The sequence below is a fragment of the Streptomyces iakyrus genome, assembly GCF_000717055.1.
Classification (GTDB): domain Bacteria; phylum Actinomycetota; class Actinomycetes; order Streptomycetales; family Streptomycetaceae; genus Streptomyces; species Streptomyces iakyrus.
The window spans coordinates 161,130-181,870 of record NZ_JNXI01000009.1 but is presented as its reverse complement, the minus strand read 5'-3'; the positions used below and the strand labels follow the sequence as shown (position 1 = coordinate 181,870).

Annotated in this window: 17 protein-coding genes; 15 read left to right on the top strand and 2 right to left on the bottom strand. The window is 69.3% G+C overall.

Annotated features, from left to right (window positions below):
• Positions 1 to 45: 45 nt before the first annotated feature.
• Positions 46 to 879, bottom strand: coding sequence for a C40 family peptidase (locus OO68_RS16280; RefSeq protein ID WP_033309060.1), 834 nt, complete (start codon positions 877 to 879; stop codon positions 46 to 48).
• A 724-nt stretch (positions 880 to 1,603) separates the two neighbouring features.
• Between OO68_RS16280 and OO68_RS16275 the strand changes: the two genes are divergently transcribed.
• From OO68_RS16275 to nuoN, 14 genes are read left to right on the top strand one after another with little or no spacing between them, the layout of a single operon-like run.
• Entirely contained in the window at positions 1,604 to 1,963 is a 360-nt protein-coding gene (locus OO68_RS16275) for an NADH-quinone oxidoreductase subunit A (protein ID WP_003974383.1), read from the top strand.
• 13 nt (positions 1,964 to 1,976) lie between these two features.
• A complete protein-coding gene (locus OO68_RS16270; protein WP_007383964.1) occupies positions 1,977 to 2,531 on the top strand; it encodes a NuoB/complex I 20 kDa subunit family protein in 555 nt (184 codons plus the stop codon).
• Positions 2,528 to 3,268: an NADH-quinone oxidoreductase subunit C gene (locus OO68_RS16265; protein ID WP_033309059.1), complete on the top strand. Its 741-nt coding sequence runs from the start codon at positions 2,528 to 2,530 to the stop codon at positions 3,266 to 3,268. The genes OO68_RS16270 and OO68_RS16265 overlap by 4 nt, the downstream gene beginning before the upstream one ends.
• The gene (locus tag OO68_RS16260; protein ID WP_078625325.1) at positions 3,265 to 4,641 is read left to right on the top strand and encodes an NADH-quinone oxidoreductase subunit D; all 1,377 of its coding nucleotides are present in this window, start codon (positions 3,265 to 3,267) and stop codon (positions 4,639 to 4,641) included. The genes OO68_RS16265 and OO68_RS16260 overlap by 4 nt, the downstream gene beginning before the upstream one ends.
• Positions 4,638 to 5,498: an NADH-quinone oxidoreductase subunit NuoE gene (nuoE, locus tag OO68_RS16255; RefSeq protein WP_033309057.1), complete on the top strand. Its 861-nt coding sequence runs from the start codon at positions 4,638 to 4,640 to the stop codon at positions 5,496 to 5,498. The genes OO68_RS16260 and nuoE overlap by 4 nt, the downstream gene beginning before the upstream one ends.
• On the top strand, positions 5,498 to 6,844 hold the full coding sequence (gene nuoF, locus OO68_RS16250; RefSeq protein WP_033309056.1) for an NADH-quinone oxidoreductase subunit NuoF: 1,347 nt from the start codon (positions 5,498 to 5,500) through the stop codon (positions 6,842 to 6,844). The genes nuoE and nuoF overlap by 1 nt, the downstream gene beginning before the upstream one ends.
• A complete protein-coding gene (locus tag OO68_RS16245) occupies positions 6,841 to 9,345 on the top strand; it encodes an NADH-quinone oxidoreductase subunit G (RefSeq protein WP_033309055.1) in 2,505 nt (834 codons plus the stop codon). Before nuoF ends, OO68_RS16245 begins: the two co-directional genes overlap by 4 nt.
• On the top strand, positions 9,342 to 10,718 hold the full coding sequence (gene nuoH / locus OO68_RS16240) for an NADH-quinone oxidoreductase subunit NuoH (RefSeq protein WP_033309054.1): 1,377 nt from the start codon (positions 9,342 to 9,344) through the stop codon (positions 10,716 to 10,718). The genes OO68_RS16245 and nuoH overlap by 4 nt, the downstream gene beginning before the upstream one ends.
• The gene (gene nuoI / locus OO68_RS16235; protein ID WP_033309053.1) at positions 10,711 to 11,376 is read left to right on the top strand and encodes an NADH-quinone oxidoreductase subunit NuoI; all 666 of its coding nucleotides are present in this window, start codon (positions 10,711 to 10,713) and stop codon (positions 11,374 to 11,376) included. Before nuoH ends, nuoI begins: the two co-directional genes overlap by 8 nt.
• Positions 11,373 to 12,215 carry an NADH-quinone oxidoreductase subunit J gene (locus tag OO68_RS16230; protein ID WP_033309052.1) on the top strand — a complete coding sequence of 281 codons (843 nt, stop codon included), beginning with the start codon at positions 11,373 to 11,375 and terminating at the stop codon, positions 12,213 to 12,215. Before nuoI ends, OO68_RS16230 begins: the two co-directional genes overlap by 4 nt.
• The gene (gene nuoK / locus OO68_RS16225; protein ID WP_003992252.1) at positions 12,212 to 12,511 is read left to right on the top strand and encodes an NADH-quinone oxidoreductase subunit NuoK; all 300 of its coding nucleotides are present in this window, start codon (positions 12,212 to 12,214) and stop codon (positions 12,509 to 12,511) included. Before OO68_RS16230 ends, nuoK begins: the two co-directional genes overlap by 4 nt.
• A 15-nt stretch (positions 12,512 to 12,526) precedes the next feature.
• Positions 12,527 to 14,491 (top strand): NADH-quinone oxidoreductase subunit L, encoded by a 1,965-nt coding sequence (gene nuoL, locus OO68_RS16220; protein ID WP_033309051.1) that lies wholly within the window; start codon positions 12,527 to 12,529, stop codon positions 14,489 to 14,491.
• A gap of 5 nt (positions 14,492 to 14,496) precedes the next feature.
• Positions 14,497 to 16,068, top strand: a complete 1,572-nt coding sequence (locus OO68_RS16215; RefSeq protein ID WP_033309050.1) for an NADH-quinone oxidoreductase subunit M — start codon at positions 14,497 to 14,499, stop codon at positions 16,066 to 16,068.
• A complete protein-coding gene (gene nuoN, locus OO68_RS16210) occupies positions 16,065 to 17,714 on the top strand; it encodes an NADH-quinone oxidoreductase subunit NuoN (protein WP_033309049.1) in 1,650 nt (549 codons plus the stop codon). The genes OO68_RS16215 and nuoN overlap by 4 nt, the downstream gene beginning before the upstream one ends.
• A gap of 68 nt (positions 17,715 to 17,782) precedes the next feature.
• Here the strand turns inward: nuoN and OO68_RS16205 are convergent, their stop codons facing one another.
• Positions 17,783 to 18,385 carry a Uma2 family endonuclease gene (locus tag OO68_RS16205; protein WP_033309048.1) on the bottom strand — a complete coding sequence of 201 codons (603 nt, stop codon included), beginning with the start codon at positions 18,383 to 18,385 and terminating at the stop codon, positions 17,783 to 17,785.
• A 227-nt stretch (positions 18,386 to 18,612) separates the two neighbouring features.
• On the opposite strand from OO68_RS16205, the gene recQ reads away from it, so the two are divergent.
• Positions 18,613 to 20,718: a DNA helicase RecQ gene (recQ, locus tag OO68_RS16200; protein ID WP_403551805.1), complete on the top strand. Its 2,106-nt coding sequence runs from the start codon at positions 18,613 to 18,615 to the stop codon at positions 20,716 to 20,718.
• Positions 20,719 to 20,741 lie beyond the last annotated feature (23 nt).

Genomic DNA, 20,741 nt, shown 5'->3' with positions numbered 1-20,741 from the left:
GGCCCTCGAGCCCATGCATGCGGATGTGTCTGACGGCGTGTGACGTCAGAGGACGCGGACCGCGCCCGACGCCGGGTAGCCCGACAGGTCCTGGATGACGACACCCTTGGACGGGTTGGCCGCGTCCAGGTACTGGCCGTTCCCGATGTAGACACCCACGTGGTACGCGGAGCCCTTGCCGCCCCAGTACAGGATGTCGCCGACCTGGACGCTGGACAGCGGGACGTCCGTGCCGGCCATCGACTGGTCCTGCGAGACACGCGGCAGATCCACACCGACCTGCTTGTACGCGGCCTGCACGAGGGAGGAGCAGTCCCAGGCGTTGGGACCGGTGGCGCCCATGACGTAGGCGTCGCCCACCTGGGCCTTGAGGAACGCGATGACCGTCGCGACGCTGCCGCTGGCGGGCGCCGACACCGACGTGGAGGCGGACGCGGAGGCGGACAGGGTGGCGCGCTCGGTGCTGCGGTTGGCGCGCTCGGCGGCGGCCTTGCGGGCGGCCTCGGCGGCCTTCTTCTTGGCCTCGGCCTTCTTCTTCGCCTCGGCGAGGTCCTTCTTGGCCTCCGTCGCGGCCTTGGCGGCGGCGGCGTCACGCTCGGCGCGCAGTTCGTAGTTCGCGGCGGCCTGCTGGGTGGCGGCCGCGGACTGGGCGACCTGAGCGGACAGGTCGGCCGTCAGAGTGGGCAGTTCGATGGTCTGCGTCACCGGCTCGGCGGCGCTCGCCGAGGCCGACGCACCAGCCGCTGCCATGCTGAGAACGCCACCGGCAACGCCGGCGCGCAGGGCGATCGAAGAGGTCGCGCTGCGGCGGGGTTTCCGGTGGCTGCGTATGTGAGCGGTGTGGGACATGGGAATAACCGGTACCAGGGGCTCCTTCATATCTTCAAGAAACGTGTGCTGCGCCACAGTTGTTCAGTCAGGCCCCCAAAACCCCCGAACGACGCCCCTTATTGACGCCGTAACGGACATTGCGGGCGCACCGTGACCCGGCTGTGATCACGATGTTTGATCAATACGCCCGAATTGCCCCGCGCCTACCATCGGTTGGGTTGATTGGCCAAGCCCCGTTCTCATGGATCTCTCACCCATGTGACGCGGATCACGGAACGGTTGGCCCTGAGGTCGCGTCCCGGCGCGTAGATCACGGCCGGGTCACGGGCTCGCGAAGATCGTGAACGCGTGCACGCGTCCACACTCCGCCCCACACGCCCTCTGATGTGTGAACGGGCCTCTATCAAGAGATCAAGTCCATCGCCAATTTGCATGCAAGGGAACCCTCTTGATATTGAGACGCCCCCTCCGGCCTGCGCTGACGAGCTAAAATGTCACCTCTCGTGATCACACGGACGCTTCGCGTGTGAAGATCACCGCTCATCCGACTTCATGATCGATCGTCAGGTGGTGGAGATCACAAAGGTTGAGTAATACCCCGTGTCGCAGATCACAGAGCGTCGGGCATAAGATGCACGCGGTTGGGCTTGTGACCTGCTTCACATGTTCCCGATCTTCGCCGGGGCGGGCGGGGTTCGAGGGACGGGTGGGGCGGATGTGAGCCCGATGCAATCCGCCAGCAGTCAGTGCCGACTGAGAGGAGCGAGGAGCGGTGAACGCTTATGCGCCCATCCTCGTACTGGGAGCCCTCGGGGCAGGCTTTGCGATCTTCTCCGTGGTCATGGCCACGTTGATCGGGCCCAAGCGGTACAACCGGGCCAAGCTCGAGGCCTACGAGTGCGGCATCGAGCCGACCCCCACGCCGGCCGGCGGCGGGCGCTTCCCGATCAAGTACTACCTGACGGCGATGCTCTTCATCATTTTCGATATCGAGATCGTCTTCCTCTACCCCTGGGCCGTCACCTTCGACGCCCTGGGGATCTTCGGGCTCGTGGAGATGCTGCTCTTCGTGCTCACCGTCTTCGTCGCGTACGCGTACGTATGGCGGCGCGGCGGCCTGGAATGGGACTGAGGGGCCACACGTCATGGGACTCGAAGAAAAGCTGCCGAGCGGCTTCCTGCTGACCACCGTCGAGCAGGCCGCGGGCTGGGTGCGCAAGGCGTCGGTCTTCCCCGCCACGTTCGGCCTCGCCTGTTGTGCCATCGAGATGATGACCACCGGAGCCGGCCGCTACGACCTGGCGCGCTTCGGCATGGAGGTCTTCCGCGGCTCACCGCGCCAGGCCGATCTGATGATCGTCGCCGGCCGGGTGAGCCAGAAGATGGCGCCGGTGCTCCGGCAGGTCTACGACCAGATGCCGAACCCCAAGTGGGTGATTTCCATGGGGGTCTGCGCCTCCTCGGGCGGCATGTTCAACAACTACGCCATCGTCCAGGGCGTCGACCACATCGTGCCGGTCGACATCTACCTCCCCGGCTGCCCGCCCCGGCCGGAGATGCTGATGGACGCGATCCTCAAGCTCCACCAGAAGATCCAGTCCTCCAAGCTCGGCGTGAACGCCGAGGAGGCGGCCCGCGAGGCGGAGGAGGCGGCGCTCAAGGCCCTGCCCACGATCGAGATGAAGGGGCTGCTGCGGTGAGCGACGCGAACGGCAACGGTGTCAACCCCGAGAAGGACCTCTCCGCGGAGAACCTCCCCGGCCAGCGCGGCCAGGGCGGCGAGGAGATCCGCGTCCAGCGCGGCATGTTCGGCGCGAACAACGGCGGCGACACCTCCGGCTACGGCGGCCTGGTCCGCTCGGTCCGGCTCCCGGGACCGGCGGCCCGGCCCTACGGCGGCTGGTTCGACGAGGTCGCCGACGAACTCGAAGGCGCGCTGGAGGAGCAGGGCCTGCTCCCGGACAACGCCATCGAGAAGACGGTCGTCGACCGCGACGAGCTGACCTTCCACATCGAGCGCGAGCACCTCGTCCGCGTCGCCCGCACCCTGCGCGACGACCCGGCCCTGCGCTTCGAGCTGTGCACCGGCGTCAGCGGCGTGCACTACCCGAACGACAAGGGCCGCGAGCTGCACGCCGTCTACCACCTGCGCTCGATCACCCACAACCGGGTGATCCGCCTGGAGGTCAGCGCCCCCGACAGCGACCCGCACATCCCGTCGCTGTTCGAGGTCTATCCGACGAACGACTGGCACGAGCGCGAGACGTACGACTTCTTCGGAATCGTCTTCGACGGCCACCCCGCCCTGACGCGGATCATGATGCCGGACGACTGGCAGGGCTTCCCGCAGCGCAAGGACTACCCCCTCGGCGGCATCCCCGTCGAGTACAAGGGCGCCCAGATCCCGGCTCCGGACCAGCGGAGGTCGTACTCATGAGCACTCCCAACCCGTCACCCGGCCACCACCCCTCATCGAGCCCCTCCGGGACCACCTCCTCGATGGCGTCTCCCCGGGAAACCACCGAGGGCACCGTATATACGGTCACGGGCGGTGACTGGGACGAGGTCGTCGAGTCGGCGGCCCGCGCCGACGACGAGCGCATCGTCGTCAACATGGGCCCGCAGCACCCGTCCACCCACGGCGTGCTCCGCCTGATCCTGGAGATCGAGGGCGAGACCGTCACCGAAGCCCGCTGCGGAATCGGTTACCTGCACACCGGCATCGAGAAGAACCTCGAATACCGGACGTGGACGCAGGGCACCACGTTCGTGACGCGCATGGACTACCTCACGCCGTTCTTCAACGAGACGGCGTACTGCCTCGGCGTCGAGAAGCTCCTCGGCATCGAGGACCAGATCCCGGACCGCGCCTCGATCATCCGCGTGCTCCTGATGGAGCTGAACCGGCTCTCCTCCCACCTGGTGTGCATCGCCACCGGCGGCATGGAACTGGGCGCGACCACGATCATGATCTACGGCTTTCGTGATCGTGAACTCATTCTCGATATCTACGAGCTGATCACCGGCCTGCGGATGAACCACGCGTACATCCGCCCCGGCGGACTCGCCCAGGACCTGCCGCCCGGCGCGGTGGACCAGATCCGCGAGTTCGTGAAGAAGATGAGGAAGAACCTCCCGGAGTACGACAAGCTCGCCACCGGGAACCCCATCTTCAAGGCCCGCATGCAGGACGTCGGCTACCTCGACCTGGCCGGTTGCATGGCCCTCGGCGCGACGGGCCCGATCCTGCGCTCCACGGGCCTGCCGCACGACCTGCGCAAGGCCCAGCCGTACTGCGGTTACGAGACCTACGACTTCGAGATCCCGACCGCGGACACCTGCGACTCCTACGGCCGCTTCCTGATCCGGCTGGAGGAGATGCGCCAGTCCCTGAGGATCGTCGAGCAGTGCCTGGACCGGCTCCAGCCCGGCCCGGTCATGGTCGCCGACAAGAAGATCGCCTGGCCGGCCCAGCTCGCCCTGGGCCCCGACGGGCTCGGCAACTCCCTCGACCACATCAAGAAGATCATGGGCACCTCCATGGAGGCCCTGATCCACCACTTCAAGCTGGTCACCGAGGGCTTCCGCGTCCCGCCCGGACAGGCGTACGCGGCGGTCGAGTCGCCCAAGGGCGAACTCGGGGTGCACGTCGTCTCCGACGGCGGCACCCGCCCCTACCGGGTCCACTTCCGGGACCCGTCCTTCACCAACCTTCAGGCCATGGCGGCGATGTGCGAGGGCGGCCAGGTCGCCGACGTCATCGTCGCCGTCGCGTCCATCGACCCCGTGATGGGAGGCGTCGACCGGTGACCACATCGTCTTCCGAGCGGGGCGTCAGCCTGGGCATGCCCGAACTGCCCGCACCCGCCTACCCGGACGACGTCCGGGCCCGTCTGGAGACGGACGCGCGCGAGGTCATCGCCCGCTACCCGGACTCCCGGTCCGCCCTCCTGCCGCTGCTGCACCTGGTGCAGGCGGAGGAAGGGCACGTGACCCGCACCGGCATGCAGTTCTGCGCCGACGTGCTCGGACTGACCACGGCCGAGGTCACCGCCGTCGCCACCTTCTACACCATGTACCGGCGCAAGCCGAGCGGTGACTACCAGGTGGGGGTGTGCACCAACACCCTGTGCGCCGTCATGGGAGGGGACGCGATCTTCGAGGAGCTCCAGGAGCACCTCGGCGTCGGCAACGGCGAGACCACCGGCGACGGCAAGGTCACCCTGGAGCACATCGAGTGCAACGCGGCCTGCGACTTCGCGCCGGTCGTGATGGTCAACTGGGAGTTCTTCGACAACCAGACCCCGGACAGCGCCAAGAGCCTCGTCGACGACCTGCGCGCGGGTCGGCCGGTGACGCCCACGCGCGGTGCTCGCATGTGCACCTTCAAGGAGACCGCCCGGGTCCTGGCCGGCTTCCCCGACGAGCGGGAGGGCGCCGTGGAGTCCGGGGGGAGCGCCGGACCCGCCTCCCTGGTCGGCCTGAAGCTCGCCAAGGGCGAAACGTCGTCCGCGCGCGTGGTGCACCCCCGCGGCGAGGCGGCCCGCACCGGGGCACCGCACGAGCCGTCGCCGACAGAGCACTTGAGCTCGCACGACGCGCCGCAGGACACATCGGCCTCCGACCCTGCCCACCCGGCCGGGCCCACCGCCGAGGAGGGGGAGTGATGACCTTGGCACCCGAGCTGAAAGACACGAGCCCCGAGAAGCTGCTCGCACCCGTGCTGTCGGCCTTCTGGGACGAGGACAAGTCCTGGACGCTGGACGTCTACCGGCGGCACGACGGGTACGAAGGGCTGCGCAAGGCGCTCGCCATGACGCCGGACGACCTCATCGCCTACGTCAAGGACTCCGGTCTGCGCGGACGCGGCGGCGCGGGATTCCCCACCGGGATGAAGTGGCAGTTCATTCCGCAGGGGGACGGCAAGCCGCACTATCTTGTTGTCAACGCCGACGAGTCGGAGCCGGGGACGTGCAAGGACATCCCGCTCCTCTTCGCGAACCCGCACAGCCTCATCGAGGGCATGATCATCGCGTGTTACGCCATCAGGTCGTCGCACGCCTTCATCTATCTGCGTGGTGAAGTCGTCCCCGTGCTGCGGCGGTTGCACTCGGCCGTGCGCGAGGCGTACGAGGCCGGTTTCCTGGGCGAGAACATCCTGGACAGCGGACTCGACCTCGACATCACCGTGCACGCGGGCGCGGGCGCGTACATCTGCGGTGAGGAGACCGCACTGCTGGACTCGCTCGAAGGCCGCCGGGGCCAGCCGCGGCTTCGTCCTCCCTTCCCTGCCGTCGCGGGCCTCTATGCGTGCCCGACTGTGGTGAACAACGTCGAATCGATCGCGTCGGTTCCCGCGATCCTCCAGCGGGGCAAGGAATGGTTCCGGTCGATGGGGAGTGAGAAGTCGCCCGGCTTCACGCTCTACTCCCTCTCCGGCCATGTCGCCAGCCCCGGCCAGTACGAGGCGCCGCTCGGGATCACGCTCCGCCAGCTCCTCGACATGAGCGGCGGCATGCGCCCCGGGCACCGCCTCAAGTTCTGGACGCCGGGCGGCTCCTCCACCCCGATGTTCACCGACGAGCACCTCGACGTCCCTCTTGACTACGAAGGAGTGGGCGCCGCGGGTTCCATGCTCGGCACCAAAGCCCTCCAGTGCTTCGACGAGACGACCTGCGTGGTCCGTGCCGTCACCCGCTGGACGGAGTTCTACGCCCACGAGTCCTGCGGCAAGTGCACGCCCTGCCGTGAAGGGACCTACTGGCTCGTGCAGTTGCTGCGCGACATCGAGGCCGGCAAGGGACAGATGTCCGACCTCGACAAGCTGAACGACATCGCCGACAACATCAACGGCAAGTCCTTCTGCGCCCTCGGCGACGGCGCCGCCTCGCCGATCTTCTCCTCGCTGAAGTACTTCCGCGAGGAGTACGAGCAGCACATCACGGGCCGGGGCTGTCCCTTCGACCCGGCCAAGTCGACGGCCTGGGCCGACCGCACGGAGGTGAACGCATGACCGTGACCACCAGCTCTCCCTCCGGCGGGGGAGAGGCGGCGGTCCCGCCGGAGGACCTCGTGTCGCTGACGATCGACGGCGCGGAGATCAGCGTGCCCAAGGGCACCCTGGTCATCCGGGCCGCCGAGCAGCTCGGCATCGAGATCCCCCGGTTCTGCGACCACCCCCTGCTCGACCCGGCCGGCGCCTGCCGCCAGTGCATCGTCGAGGTCGAGGGCCAGCGCAAGCCGATGGCGTCCTGCACGATCACCTGTACGGACGGGATGGTCGTCAAGACCCACCTCACCTCCCCGGTCGCGGAGAAGGCCCAGAAGGGTGTGATGGAGCTCCTGCTCATCAACCACCCGCTGGACTGCCCGGTCTGCGACAAGGGCGGCGAGTGCCCGCTGCAGAACCAGGCCATGTCGCACGGCGACGCCGACTCCCGCTTCGAGGGCCGCAAGCGGACCTACGAGAAGCCCGTCCCGATCTCCACGCAGGTGCTGCTGGACCGCGAGCGGTGCGTGCTGTGCGCCCGCTGCACCCGGTTCTCCAACCAGGTCGCGGGCGACCCGATGATCGAGCTGGTCGAGCGGGGCGCCCTCCAGCAGGTCGGCACCGGTGAGGGCGACCCGTTCGAGTCGTACTTCTCCGGCAACACCATCCAGATCTGCCCGGTCGGCGCGCTGACCTCGGCGGCGTACCGATTCCGCTCCCGTCCCTTCGACCTGGTCTCCTCCCCGTCGGTGTGCGAGCACTGCTCCGGCGGCTGCGCCACGCGCACCGACCACCGGCGTGGCAAGGTCATGCGGCGGCTCGCCGCCGACGACCCCGAGGTCAACGAGGAGTGGATCTGCGACAAGGGGCGGTTCGGGTTCCGGTACGCGCAGCAGCGCGACCGGCTCGACACGCCGCTGGTGCGCAACGCCGAGGGCGAGCTGGAGCCGGCCTCCTGGCCGGAGGCGCTCCAGATCGCGGCCCAGGGGCTGCTGGCCTCCCGAGGCCGCACCGGTGTCCTGACCGGCGGCCGCCTCACCGTCGAGGATGCCTACGCGTACAGCAAGTTCGCGCGCGTGGCGCTCGACACCAATGACATCGACTTCCGCGCGCGGGTGCACAGCAGCGAGGAGGCCGACTTCCTCGCCGCCCAGATCGCCGGGCGCGGCCGGGACCTCGACGGCACCGGCGTCACGTACACCGCGTTGGAGAAGGCACCGGCCGTCCTGTTGGTCGGCTTCGAGGCGGAGGAGGAGGCGCCCGGCGTCTTCCTGCGGCTGCGCAAGGCCTGGCGCAAGCACGGGCAGAGGACCTTCTCCCTCGCCACGCACGCCACCCGCGGTCTGGAGAAGGCCGGTGGCACGCTGCTGCCGGCCGCTCCCGGCACCGAGACCGAGTGGCTGGACGCGCTCGCGAACGGCGCCGGCCTGGAGGACGACGGTGCGCTCGCCGCCGAGGCGCTGCGGGCCGAGGGCGCGGTGATCGTCGTCGGTGAGCGGCTGGCCGCGGTGGCCGGCGGGCTCACCGCCGCCGCACGCACGGCCTCCGCGACCGGTGCCCGGCTGGTGTGGATCCCGCGCCGGGCCGGGGAACGCGGCGCGATCGAGGCGGGTGCGCTGCCGTCGCTGCTGCCGGGCGGACGCCCGGCCACCGACCCGCGCGCGCGGGACGAGGTCGCCGCCGTCTGGGGCGTCGCCGGTCTCCCGCACCGCTACGGCCGCGACACCGGCCAGATCGTGGAAGCAGCGGCGACGGGTGAACTCCAGGCCCTGCTGGTGGCGGGGGTGGAGATCGCCGACCTGCCCGACCCGGCACGCGCGCGTGCGGCGCTCGACGAAGTGGGCTTCCTGGTCTCGCTGGAACTCAGGCCGAGCGAGATCAGCCGCAAGGCCGATGTCGTCCTGCCCGTGGCCGCGGTAGCCGAGAAGGCCGGCACCTTCCTCAACTGGGAAGGCCGCATCCGCTTCTTCGAGGCCGCGCTCAAGCCCGACCAGATGACCCGCCGCCCCGCGCCCACCGACGCGCGCGTGCTGCAGATGCTGGCCGACGCCATGGACGTCCACCTCGGACTGCCGGACCTGCGCACCGTGCGCGGCGAGATCGACCGGCTCGGCGCCTGGGACGGCCCGCGGGCCGGCGAACCCCTGGAGACCGCGGCCGCACTGCCGCGGCCCGCCGTCGGGGAAGCCGTCCTCGCGGGGCACCGGCTGCTGCTCGACCAGGGCGTCCTCCAGCAGGGCGACGAGGCGCTCGCCGGCACCCGGCACGCCGCCCGCGCGCGGGTGTCGGCCCCGACGGCCGCCGAGGCGGGCGTCAAGGACGGCGACCTGCTCGCGGTGACCGGCCCCCAGGGAGTCGTGGAACTCCCGCTCCAGATCAGTGACATGCCCGACCGGGTGGTGTGGCTGCCGCTCAACTCCACCGGCGGCGGCGTCGCCTCCGACACCGGGGCGCGGCCCGGCTCCCTCGTCCGCATCGGCCCGGCGACGCTCGCCGGCGAGGCCCCCAAGGAGGTGGAGGCATGAGCCCGTACCTCGCCGCTGAAGACCTCTCGATGTTCGGCACCGACCCCTGGTGGCTGGTCGTCATCAAGGCGGTGTTCTGCTTCGCCTTCCTGATGGTGACCGTGCTGATCTCCATCGTCATGGAGCGCAAGGTCGTCGCCTGGATGCAGCTGCGCATCGGCCCCAACCGGCACGGCCCCTGGGGCATGCTCCAGTCGCTCGCCGACGGCATCAAGCTGATGCTGAAGGAGGACGTCATCGTCAAGCGCGCGGACAAGGTGGTGTACGTCCTCGCGCCGATCGTCGCGGCGATCCCGGCCTTCATGGCGATCGCGGTGATCCCCTTCGGCCCGGCCGGCAACGAGATCTCGATCTTCGGCCAGCGCACCACGATGCAGCTCACCGACCTGCCGATCGCGATGCTCTACATCCTCGCGGTCGCCTCGGTCGGCATCTATGGCATCGTCCTGGCGGGCTGGAGCTCCGGCTCGACCTACCCGCTGCTGGGCGGCCTGCGCTCCTGCGCGCAGATGATCTCCTACGAGATCGCGATGGGCGCCGCCTTCGCCTCCGTCTTCCTCTACTCGGGGTCGATGTCGACGTCGACGATCGTGGAGCAGCAGGCAGACCGCTGGTACATCGTGCTGCTGCCGGTCTCCTTCATCATCTACATCGTCACGATGGTGGGCGAGACCAACCGAGCCCCCTTCGATATGCCGGAGTCCGAGGGCGACCTGGTCGGCGGCTTCAACACCGAGTACTCGTCGATCAAGTTCGCGATGTTCATGCTCGCCGAGTACGTCAACATGGTGACCGTCTCGGCCGTCGCCACCACCCTGTTCCTCGGCGGCTGGCGGGCTCCCTGGCCCATCAGCACCTTCTGGGAGGGCGCAAACCACGGCTGGTGGCCGCTGCTGTGGTTCACGGTCAAGGTCCAGCTGCTGCTCTTCATGTTCATCTGGATCCGCGGCACCCTCCCGCGCGTCCGCTACGACCAGCTGATGAAGCTCGGCTGGAAGGTCCTCATCCCGGTCTCGCTGGTCTGGCTGATGCTCGTCGCGAGCGTGCGGGCCTTCCGGAACGAGGGCTACGACTTCGCCGACATCGCCCTCTACGTGGGCGGCGGCGTTCTCGCCCTGCTCCTGCTCTCCTTCGTCGCCGACCTGTTCCGCGAGAAGGCCAAGAAGGCCGAACAGCCGGCCGAGACCCCGGCCGCCTTCGACCCGATGGCGGGCGGATTCCCCGTGCCGCCGCTGCCCGGACAGGAACTACCGCCGGTCCCACGCCGCCGCTCGCGCCGTGAGCGGGAGTTGATTGTCAGTGGTGGGCCCGATACTCAGAGTGACGGATCTCTGAGCGGATCTACGGATGGAAAGGAGGCGTCCGATGGCTGAGGAACTCGAGCGTTCGAAGGCCGAGGAACCCAAGGACACCAAGCCCGGTTTCCAGAACCCCGTGGCCGGCTTCGGCGTGACCTTCAAGGCCATGTTCAAGAAGCGGCTGACCGAGCAGTACCCGGAGCAGCAGAAGACCACGGCTCCCCGCTTCCACGGACGGCACCAGCTCAACCGCCATCCGGACGGCCTGGAGAAGTGCGTCGGCTGTGAACTGTGCGCCTGGGCCTGCCCCGCCGACGCGATCTACGTGGAGGGTGCGGACAACACCGACGAGGAGCGCTACTCGCCGGGCGAGCGGTACGGCCGGGTCTACCAGATCAACTACGCCCGCTGCATCCTGTGCGGCCTGTGCATCGAGGCCTGCCCCACCCGGGCGCTCACGATGACCAACGAGTTCGAACTGGCCGACTCCAGCCGGGCCAACCTCATCTACACCAAGGAGCAGCTGCTCGCCGGTCTGGAGGAGGGGATGGTCGACTCGCCCCACGCCATCTACCCCGGCACGGACGAACAGGACTACTACCGGGGCCTGGTGACGGAGGCCGCGCCCGGCACCGAGCGGCAGGTCGCCCACTCCAAGGGCGAGGTCGTGCAGGAGGCCGACTCGACCTTCGGCGGGACGGAACCGGCGTCGGGGAAGGTGGCCGGCCGATGACCACCCAGCTCGCCGCCTACTCCACCTCAACCGGAGAGGCCGTCCAGTTCTGGATCCTCGGCACCGTCGCGGTGATCGGCGCCCTGTGCACCATCCTCATGAAGCGGGCCGTGCACAGCGCGCTCTGCCTCGCCGGGACCATGATCATCCTGGCGGTGTTCTACCTCGCCAACGGCGCCTACTTCCTGGGCGTCGTCCAGATCGTCGTCTACACCGGCGCGATCATGATGCTGTTCCTGTTCGTGGTGATGCTCGTCGGCGTCACGGCGGCGGACTCCCTGAAGGAGACCATCAAGGGCCAGCGCTGGCTGGCCGCCCTGTGCGGGCTCGGCTTCGGCGTCCTGCTCGTCGCCGGGATCGGCAACGCGTCCCTGAAGGAGTTCAACGGCATCGGCCAGGCGAACGCCGGGGGCAACGTGGAGGGCATCGCCGCCCTCCTCTTCACCAAGTACGTCTTCGCGTTCGAGATCACCGGCGCCCTGCTCATCACGGCCGCCGTCGGCGCCATGGTGCTCACCCACCGCGAGCGCACCGAGCGGGCCAAGACGCAGCGGGAGCTCGCCGAGGAGCGCGTGCGCGAGGGCAGGCAACTGCCGCCGCTGCCGGCGCCCGGCGTGTACGCCCGGCACAACGCGGTCGACATCGCGGGCCTGCTGCCCGACGGCACCCCGTCCGACCTCACCGTCAGCAAGACCCTGCGCGACCGCGGCCAGATCCGCGACGTGTCGCGGGAGGCACTCAACGACCTCAAGGCCCTGGAGCAGCGGTCCGAGGAGCGTCTTGAGCGCAGGGCGGTCGGGCCGGCGAAGTTCCAGCGGTCCGAGGAGGCGTCGAAGTGAACCCGGTCAACTACCTGTACCTCGCGGCCCTGTTGTTCACGATCGGCGCCACCGGCGTGCTGATCAGGCGCAACGCGATCGTCGTGTTCATGTGCATCGAGCTGATGCTCAACGCCTGCAACCTCGCGTTCGTCGCCTTCTCCCGGATGCACGGCAACCTCGACGGCCAGATCATCGCCTTCTTCACGATGGTCGTCGCCGCCGCCGAGGTCGTGGTCGGGCTCGCGATCATCGTGTCCCTGTTCCGTGCCCGCCACTCGGCCTCGGTCGACGACGCCAGCCTGATGAAGCTGTAAGGGGTCGGAAGAATCGTGGAGAACCTCATTGCGCTGCTGGTGGCGGCGCCCCTGCTCGGAGCGGCGGTCCTGCTGTGCGGCGGGCGGCGGCTGGACGCCGTCGGCCACTGGCTCGGCACCCTGCTCGCGGCCGTCTCCTTCGTGCTCGGCCTGGTGCTTTTCACCGACATGCTGGGCCGGGACGCCGAGAGCCGCGTCCTGAGCCAGCACCTGTTCAGCTGGATCCCGGTCGAGGGCTTCCAGGCCGACGTCGCCTTCCAGCTCGACCAGCTGTCCATGACGTTCGTGCTGCTGATCACGGGCGTCGGATCGCTGATCCACCTGTACTCGATCGGGTACATGGAGCACGACGAGCGGCGCCGCCGCTTCTTCGGCTATCTGAACCTGTTCCTCGCGGCGATGCTGATCCTCGTCCTCGCCGACAACTACCTGCTGCTGTACGTCGGCTGGGAGGGCGTCGGTCTCGCCTCCTACCTGCTGATCGGCTTCTGGCAGCACAAGCCCAGCGCCGCCACGGCCGCGAAGAAGGCCTTCCTGGTCAACCGCGTCGGCGACATGGGCCTGTCCATCGCGATCATGCTGATGTTCCTGTGGTTCGGCACCTTCGCCTTCGGGCCGGTGCTCGGCGACCACGGTGAGGCCGGGCTCGCCGGTGCCGCCGGCGAGGACAAGCTGACCGCGATCGCGCTGATGCTGCTCCTCGCCGCCTGCGGCAAGTCCGCCCAGGTGCCGCTGCAGTCCTGGCTCGGGGACGCGATGGAGGGCCCGACCCCGGTCTCGGCCCTCATCCACGCCGCGACGATGGTGACGGCGGGCGTCTACCTGATCGTCCGCTCCGCGGCCGTCTTCAACGGCGCCCCGGACGCGCAGCTGGTGGTCACCATCGTCGGCGCGGTCACGCTGCTGTTCGGTGCGATCGTCGGTTGCGCGAAGGACGACATCAAGAAGGCGCTGGCCGGCTCGACCATGTCGCAGATCGGCTACATGATCCTCGCCGCCGGCCTCGGCCCCATCGGCTACGTCTTCGCGATCATGCACCTGGTGACGCACGGCTTCTTCAAGGCCGGGCTCTTCCTTGGAGCCGGTTCGGTCATGCACGGCATGAACGACGAGGTCGACATGCGCCGCTACGGCGGACTGCGGAAGTACATGCCGGTCACCTTCGTCACCTTCGGCCTCGGCTACCTGGCGATCATCGGCTTCCCGGGCCTGTCCGGCTTCTTCTCCAAGGACAAGATCATCGAGGCGGCGTTCGCCAAGGGCGGCACCGAGGGCTGGATCCTCGGCGCCTGTGCCCTGCTCGGCGCGGCCATCACGGCGTTCTACATGACGCGCGTGATGCTGATGACGTTCTTCGGCGAGGAGCGCTGGCGCCACGCCCCGACGCCGTCCCCGGCCGAGCCGAGCGCGGAGCCCGCCGCCGAGACGCGCGGCGAGTACACCCCGCCGCACCCGCACGAGTCGCCGAAGGTCATGACGGTCCCGATGATCGTGCTGGCCGTCGGATCGGTGGCCGGCGGCGCGTTCTTCAGCATCGGCGACCGGTTCGTGCACTGGCTGGAGCCCGTCACCGGACACAGCCACGGCAACCCGCCGATCAGCGCGGGCGTGGTCACCGGCGCGACCGTCGCCTGCATGATCATCGGCGTCGCCATCGCCTGGGCCCAGTACGGCCGCCGCCCGGTCCCGGCCGTCGCCCCGCGCGGCTCGCTGCTCACCCGGGCCGCCCGCCGCGACCTCCTCCAGGACGACTTCAACCACGTCGTCCTGGTGCGCGGCGGCGAGCACCTCACGCGGTCCCTGGTCTATGTCGACCACACCCTGGTCGACGGCGTCGTCAACGGCACGGCGGCCTCGGTCGGCGGCCTCTCCGGGCGGATGCGCAAGCTGCAGAACGGCTTCGCCCGCTCCTACGCGGTCTCGATGTTCGGGGGTGCGGCGGTCATCGTCGCCGCGACCCTGCTGATGAGGGCGGTCTGATACCGATGTCCTTTCCTCTGCTGACAGTGACAGCGGCGCTCCCGGCCGTCGGGGCGATCGCCACCGCCGCCGTCCCGGCCGCGCAGCGCACCGCGGCCAAGTGGCTGGCGCTGCTCTTCTCGCTCGCCACGCTCGCCCTGGCGATCGTCGTCCTGGTGCGCTTCGACCCGGGCGGCGACCGCTACCAGCTCACCGAGTCCCACGCCTGGATCGCCGACTTCGGCGTCCGCTACGAACTGGGCGTGGACGGCATCGGCGTGGCGCTCATCGCGCTCACGGCGCTGCTGATCCCGTTCATCATCCTCGCGGGCTGGCACGACGCCGACCCCCTGGAGACCGGCAGCAGCCGCTGGCGGCCGACGCAGGGCTTCTTCGCCCTGATCCTCGCCGTCGAGGCGATGGTGATCCTCTCCTTCGAGGCCACCGACGTCTTCCTCTTCTACATCTTCTTCGAAGCCATGCTGATCCCGATGTACTTCCTCATCGGCGGCTTCGGGGACCGTGCCCACGAGCACGGCGAGAAGGCGGCGGCGACACAACGCTCGTACGCGGCCGTCAAGTTCCTCCTCTACAACCTGGTCGGCGGTCTGATCATGCTGGCCGCGGTGATCGGCCTGTATGTGGTCGCCGGGAACTTCTCGCTCCAGGAGATCGCCGAGGCCCGCGCCAACGGCACGCTCGACATGGCGACCAACACCGAGCGCTGGCTGTTCCTCGGCTTCTTCTTCGCCTTCGCGGTGAAGGCGCCGCTGTGGCCGCTGCACACCTGGCTGCCCAACGCCATGCAGGAGTCCACGGCCCCGGTCGCGGTGCTCATCACGGCGGTCGTCGACAAGGTGGGCACGTTCGCGATGCTCCGCTTCTGTCTCCAGCTCTTCCCGGAGGCCAGCAAGTGGGCCACGCCCGCGATCCTCGTCCTCGCCCTGATCAGCATCATCTACGGGGCGCTGCTCGCGGTCGGCCAGCGGGACATCAAGCGGCTGGTGGCGTACGCGTCGATTTCCCACTTCGGCTTCATCATCATGGGCATCTTCGCGATGACCAGCCAGGGCCAGTCCGGCGCGACGCTCTACATGATCAACCACGGCATCTCGACGGCCGCGCTGATGCTGGTGGCGGGCTTCCTGATCTCCCGGCGCGGCTCGCGGCTCATTGCCGACTACGGCGGCGTGCAGAAGGTCGCCCCGGTGCTCGCCGGCACCTTCCTGATCGGCAGCCTCGCCACCCTCTCCCTGCCGGGTCTTGCCCCGTTCGTCAGTGAGTTCCTGGTGCTGGTCGGCACGTTCACGCGCTACCCGGTGATCGGCATCATCGCCACCTTCGGCATCGTCCTCGCCGCGCTCTACACCCTCGTCCTCTACCAGCGGACGATGACGGGCCCGGTGAAACCGGAGGTCTCCGCGATGCCGGACCTGCGGGTCCGTGAGCTCGTGGTCGTCGCCCCGCTGGTCGTCCTGCTGATCTTCCTGGGCGTCTACCCGAAGCCCGTCACGGAGATCATCGACCCGGCGGTCAAACAGACCATGTCCGACGTACAGAAGAAGGACCCCCAGCCCGAGGTGGAGGCGGCCAAGTGAGCGCAACAGCCGTCCACAGCCTGTGGACAAACGCGGCCGATCCGATCACCAAGATCGACGCACCGAAGTTCGAGTACGGCCAGCTGTCGCCGACCCTGATCGTCGTCGGCGCGGCGATCATCGGGATCCTCATCGAGGCGTTCGTCCCGCGCAAATCGCGCTACTACGCCCAGATGTTCGTGTCCGTCGTCGCCCTCGCGGCCGCGTTCGCCGCGGTCGTGGCCCTCGCGGCCGACGGCTACGGCACGACCAAGGCGCGCATCGCCGCGATGGGCGCGATCGCCGTCGACGGGCCCGCCCTGTTCCTCCAGGGCACGATCCTGCTGGCGGCCCTGGTGGGCCTGTTCACCTTCGCCGAGCGGCGCCTCGACCCGGTGGTGCACGGCAACCGCGTCGACTCCTTCGCCGCGCAGGCCGCGTCCGTGCCGGGCAGTGAGAGCGAGAAGGCCGCGGTCAAGGCCGGGTTCACCACCACCGAGGTGTTCCCGCTGCTGATGTTCGCCGTCGCCGGCATGCTGATCTTCCCGGCGGCCAACGACCTGCTGACGCTGTTCGTCGCGCTGGAGGTCCTCTCCCTCCCGCTGTACCTGCTGTGCGCGCTGGCCCGCCGTAAGCGGCTCATGTCGCAGGAGGCGGCGGTCAAGTACTTCCTGCTCGGCGCCTTCGCCTCCGCGTTCACCCTGTTCGGCATCGCCCTGCTCTACGGCTACGCGGGCTCGATGTCGTACGCGACGATCGCGCAGGTCGTCGACGGCACCGTGCAGGACGTCAACCCGGCGCTCGCCGACACCATGGGCAACGACGCGCTGCTGCTGATCGGCGCCGCCCTGCTGGTGATGGGCCTGCTGTTCAAGGTGGGCGCCGTGCCGTTCCACATGTGGACACCGGACGTGTACCAGGGCGCGCCGACGCCCGTGACCGGCTTCATGGCGGCGGCGACGAAGGTGGCGGCGTTCGGCGCCCTGCTGCGACTGCTCTACGTCGTCCTGCCGGGCCTGCGCTGGGACTGGCGGCCGGTCATGTGGGCCGTGGCCATCGTCACGATGCTGGGCGGTGCGATCGTCGCCATCACGCAGACCGACATCAAGCGGCTGCTGGCGTACTCGTCGATCGCGCACGCCGGGTTCATCCTCGCGGGTGTCATCGCGACCACGCCCGACGGTGTCTCGTCGGTGCTGTTCTACCTGGCGGCGTACTCGTTCGTGACGATCGGCGCCTTCGCGGTGGTGACCCTGGTCCGCGACGCGGGCGGCGAGGCGACGCACCTGTCCAAGTGGGCCGGCCTCGGGCGCAGGTCCCCGCTGGTGGCGGCGGTCTTCGCGGTGTTCCTGCTGGCCTTCGCGGGCATTCCGCTGACGTCCGGCTTCGCCGGCAAGTTCGCCGTGTTCAAGGCGGCGGCGGAGGGCGGGGCCGCCCCGCTCGTCGTCATCGGTGTGATCTCGTCGGCGATCGCGGCGTTCTTCTACATCCGCGTCATCGTGCTGATGTTCTTCAGCGAGCCGCGGCCGGAGGGCCCGACGGTGGCGGTGCCGTCGCCGCTGACGATGACGGCGATCGGGGTGGGCGTGGCGGTCACGCTGGTGCTCGGTGTGGCACCGCAGTACTTCCTGGATCTGGCGGGGCAGGCGGGAGTGTTCGTGCGCTGACGCCGCTTGGACGAAAGCCGCGGCCCGGTACCCTCCCCCAGGGGTGCCGGGCCGCGGCTTGTCCAGGTCTATTGCGTCCTGTCCCGGCGTGCCCGGATCTGAGTGAGGTCCAGGTCTGCCGGGAACGGAACGTCCACTTTCATCCGCTCGCGGAAGATGTTGATGCCGGTGTAGGCGCCCGTGGTCGGCTCCAGCTCGAAGACATGCACCGCGGCGCGCCCGTTCTCGTTCTCGACCCGCCAGTAGTGCGGAATCCTGGCACGCGCGTACTTCAGGGGCTTGGTCTCGCGGTCGCGGGAGACGGAGTCCTCGGAGACGACCTCGATGGCCAGGAGCACAGCGCCCGCGGGAAACCGGGTCTGATCAGGGTCTTCCACAATGTCCCCGCGTACCACGACCACATCCGGTTCGGGACGGTTCTGGCGGTCGAGGTCGATGGTGAACTCTCGGAACACTTCGAGATCCGCGGGTGCCAGAGACTGCAGCTGCCACTTGAAAAAGTCGATGGCACGCTCGTGGAAGACGGTTTGCGGACTCACGAAGACAAGGCTCCCGTCGATCAGCTCCGTGTGCGGAGGAAGATTCGGGAGGCGGTCCAGGTCGTCGGCGGTCCAGCCGCCTTCCGGCGGGGTCGGCCAGGTGGGCTTGGACGCCTTCGGTGCGACGCTCATCAGTGCTCCCATGGGACGGAGTCTCGCGGGTGCATTCAGACTATCCGCCGGAAACGGGCAGGTCTCCTGCGAACGTGTGAACGACGATCGTGTCCTTGACGCAGCCCTACGGGGCGGACCTGTGGATAACTCCGGGGCTGTCGGTGTGGGCGCCTATGGTGGACGCAGTGGTCGAGGCGCGACGCACGGGGGACGCAACGATGGGCGCGACGGGCGGGACGGGTGTGATGACGGAACTGGACGCGGTGACCGGGGCGGAGGCGATCGGGACCGGGGCGGCCGGGACCGGGGCCGGAACCGGCGCGGGCCGCGGTCCCGCAGGGCCCCTCGGCGCCGACGCGAGCGAGGCGCTGGCCACGCTGCACCGGGTTTTCGGCTACGACGCCTTCCGCGGCGAGCAGGAAGCCGTCATCGAGCATGTGGTGGCGGGTGGCGACGCCGTCGTGCTCATGCCAACCGGCGGCGGCAAGTCGCTGTGCTACCAGATCCCGTCCCTGGTACGGCCGGGCACGGGTGTGGTCGTCTCCCCGCTGATCGCCCTGATGCAGGACCAGGTGGACGCGCTGCGGGCGCTGGGCGTGCGGGCCGGGTTCATGAACTCCACGCAGAACTTCGACGAGCGGCGGATGGTGGAGGCCGAGTTCCTCGCCGGCGAGCTGGACCTGCTGTACCTGGCGCCGGAGCGGCTGCGGCTGGAGAGCACACTCGACCTGCTCTCCCGCGGCAAGATCTCCCTCTTCGCGATCGACGAGGCGCACTGCGTCTCCCAGTGGGGCCACGACTTCCGCCCCGACTACCTGGCGCTGTCCCTCCTCGGCGAGCGCTGGCCGGACGTGCCGCGCATCGCACTGACGGCGACGGCCACGCACGCGACGCACCAGGAGATCACCCAGCGGCTCAACATGCCGACGGCCCGCCATTTCGTGGCGAGCTTCGACCGGCCCAACATCCAGTACCGGATCGTGCCCAAGGCCGACCCGAAGAAGCAGCTGCTGAGCTTCCTGCGCGAGGAGCACGCGGGCGACGCGGGCATCGTCTACTGCCTGTCGCGCAACTCGGTCGAGAAGACCGCCGAGTTCCTCAGCCGCAACGGCATCGAGGCGGTGCCGTACCACGCGGGCCTGGACGCCGGCACGCGCGCGGCCCACCAGTCCCGCTTCCTGCGGGAGGACGGCCTGGTCGTGGTGGCGACCATCGCCTTCGGCATGGGCATCGACAAGCCGGACGTCCGTTTCGTCGCCCACCTCGACCTGCCCAAGTCGGTCGAGGGCTACTACCAGGAGACGGGCCGGGCCGGCCGTGACGGGCTGCCCTCGACGGCCTGGATGGCCTACGGGCTGAACGACGTCATCCAGCAGCGCAAGCTGATCCAGTCCGGCGAGGGCGACGAGGCCTTCCGGCGCCGGGCCCAGGCCCACCTGGACTCGATGCTGGCGCTGTGCGAGACCGCCCAGTGCCGCCGGGGCCAGCTGCTCGCCTACTTCGGCCAGGACCCGGACGCGGCCGGCTGCGGCAACTGCGACACGTGCCTGACCCCGCCGGAGACCTGGGACGGCACCATCGCGGCACAGAAGGCGCTGTCGACGGTCGTCCGGTTGCAGCGGGAGCGCGGACAGAAGTTCGGCGCGGTGCAGATCGTCGACATCCTGCTGGGGAAGCGCACCGGCAAGGTCATCCAGTTCGACCACGACCAGCTGTCCGTCTTCGGTATCGGCGAGGAGCTGACCGAGGCCGAATGGCGGGGTGTCATAAGGCAGTTGCTCGCGCAGGGGCTGCTCGCGGTGGAGGGCGAGTACGGCACGCTGGTGCTGACCGAGGCGAGCGGGGCGGTGCTGCGGCGGGAGCGGGACGTGCCGCTGCGCAAGGAGCCGAAGAAGCCCGCGACCTCCCGGTCGGGATCCTCGTCGTCCGGCTCCGGGCGGGGCGAGCGCAAGGGCAGGGCTGTCGCCGCCGAGCTGCCCGAGGAACTGCTGCCGGCGTTCGAGGCACTGCGCGCCTGGCGCGCCGAGCAGGCCCGTGAGCAGGGCGTCCCGGCGTACGTCATCTTCCACGACGCCACGCTGCGGGAGATCGCCACGGTGTGGCCGGCGTCGGTGCGGGAGCTCGGCGGCGTCAGCGGGGTCGGTGAGAAGAAGCTGGCGACGTACGGCGAGGGTGTGCTGGAGGTGCTCGCCTCGCTGGGCGGGCCGGCAGGCTCCGCTCCCGCGAGCGATTCGCCCCCGGCCCGGACGGCGTCCGGCCGGGAGGCGGCTCACCCCGCCGGGCAGGACGCGGGCGAGCCGGACCACTGGCCGGAGATGGACGAGGAGCCGGAGCCCGACGACTGGATATAGGGCCGGGCTCCGGCCGGGTCAGG

Bases quoted from the DNA above. Each gene is read 5' to 3' on its own strand.
- OO68_RS16280 (WP_033309060.1), bottom strand. From the start codon at position 879: ATGAAGGAGCCCCTGGTACCGGTTATTCCCATGTCCCACACCGCTCAC.
- OO68_RS16270 (WP_007383964.1), top strand. From the start codon at position 1,977: ATGGGACTCGAAGAAAAGCTGCCGAGCGGCTTCCTGCTGACCACCGTC.
- OO68_RS16260 (WP_078625325.1), top strand. From the start codon at position 3,265: ATGAGCACTCCCAACCCGTCACCCGGCCACCACCCCTCATCGAGCCCC.
- nuoF (WP_033309056.1), top strand. From the start codon at position 5,498: ATGACCTTGGCACCCGAGCTGAAAGACACGAGCCCCGAGAAGCTGCTC.
- OO68_RS16245 (WP_033309055.1), top strand. From the start codon at position 6,841: ATGACCGTGACCACCAGCTCTCCCTCCGGCGGGGGAGAGGCGGCGGTC.
- nuoH (WP_033309054.1), top strand. From the start codon at position 9,342: ATGAGCCCGTACCTCGCCGCTGAAGACCTCTCGATGTTCGGCACCGAC.
- nuoI (WP_033309053.1), top strand. From the start codon at position 10,711: ATGGCTGAGGAACTCGAGCGTTCGAAGGCCGAGGAACCCAAGGACACC.
- OO68_RS16230 (WP_033309052.1), top strand. From the start codon at position 11,373: ATGACCACCCAGCTCGCCGCCTACTCCACCTCAACCGGAGAGGCCGTC.
- OO68_RS16215 (WP_033309050.1), top strand. From the start codon at position 14,497: ATGTCCTTTCCTCTGCTGACAGTGACAGCGGCGCTCCCGGCCGTCGGG.
- OO68_RS16205 (WP_033309048.1), bottom strand. From the start codon at position 18,385: ATGAGCGTCGCACCGAAGGCGTCCAAGCCCACCTGGCCGACCCCGCCG.
- recQ (WP_403551805.1), top strand. From the start codon at position 18,613: ATGACGGAACTGGACGCGGTGACCGGGGCGGAGGCGATCGGGACCGGG.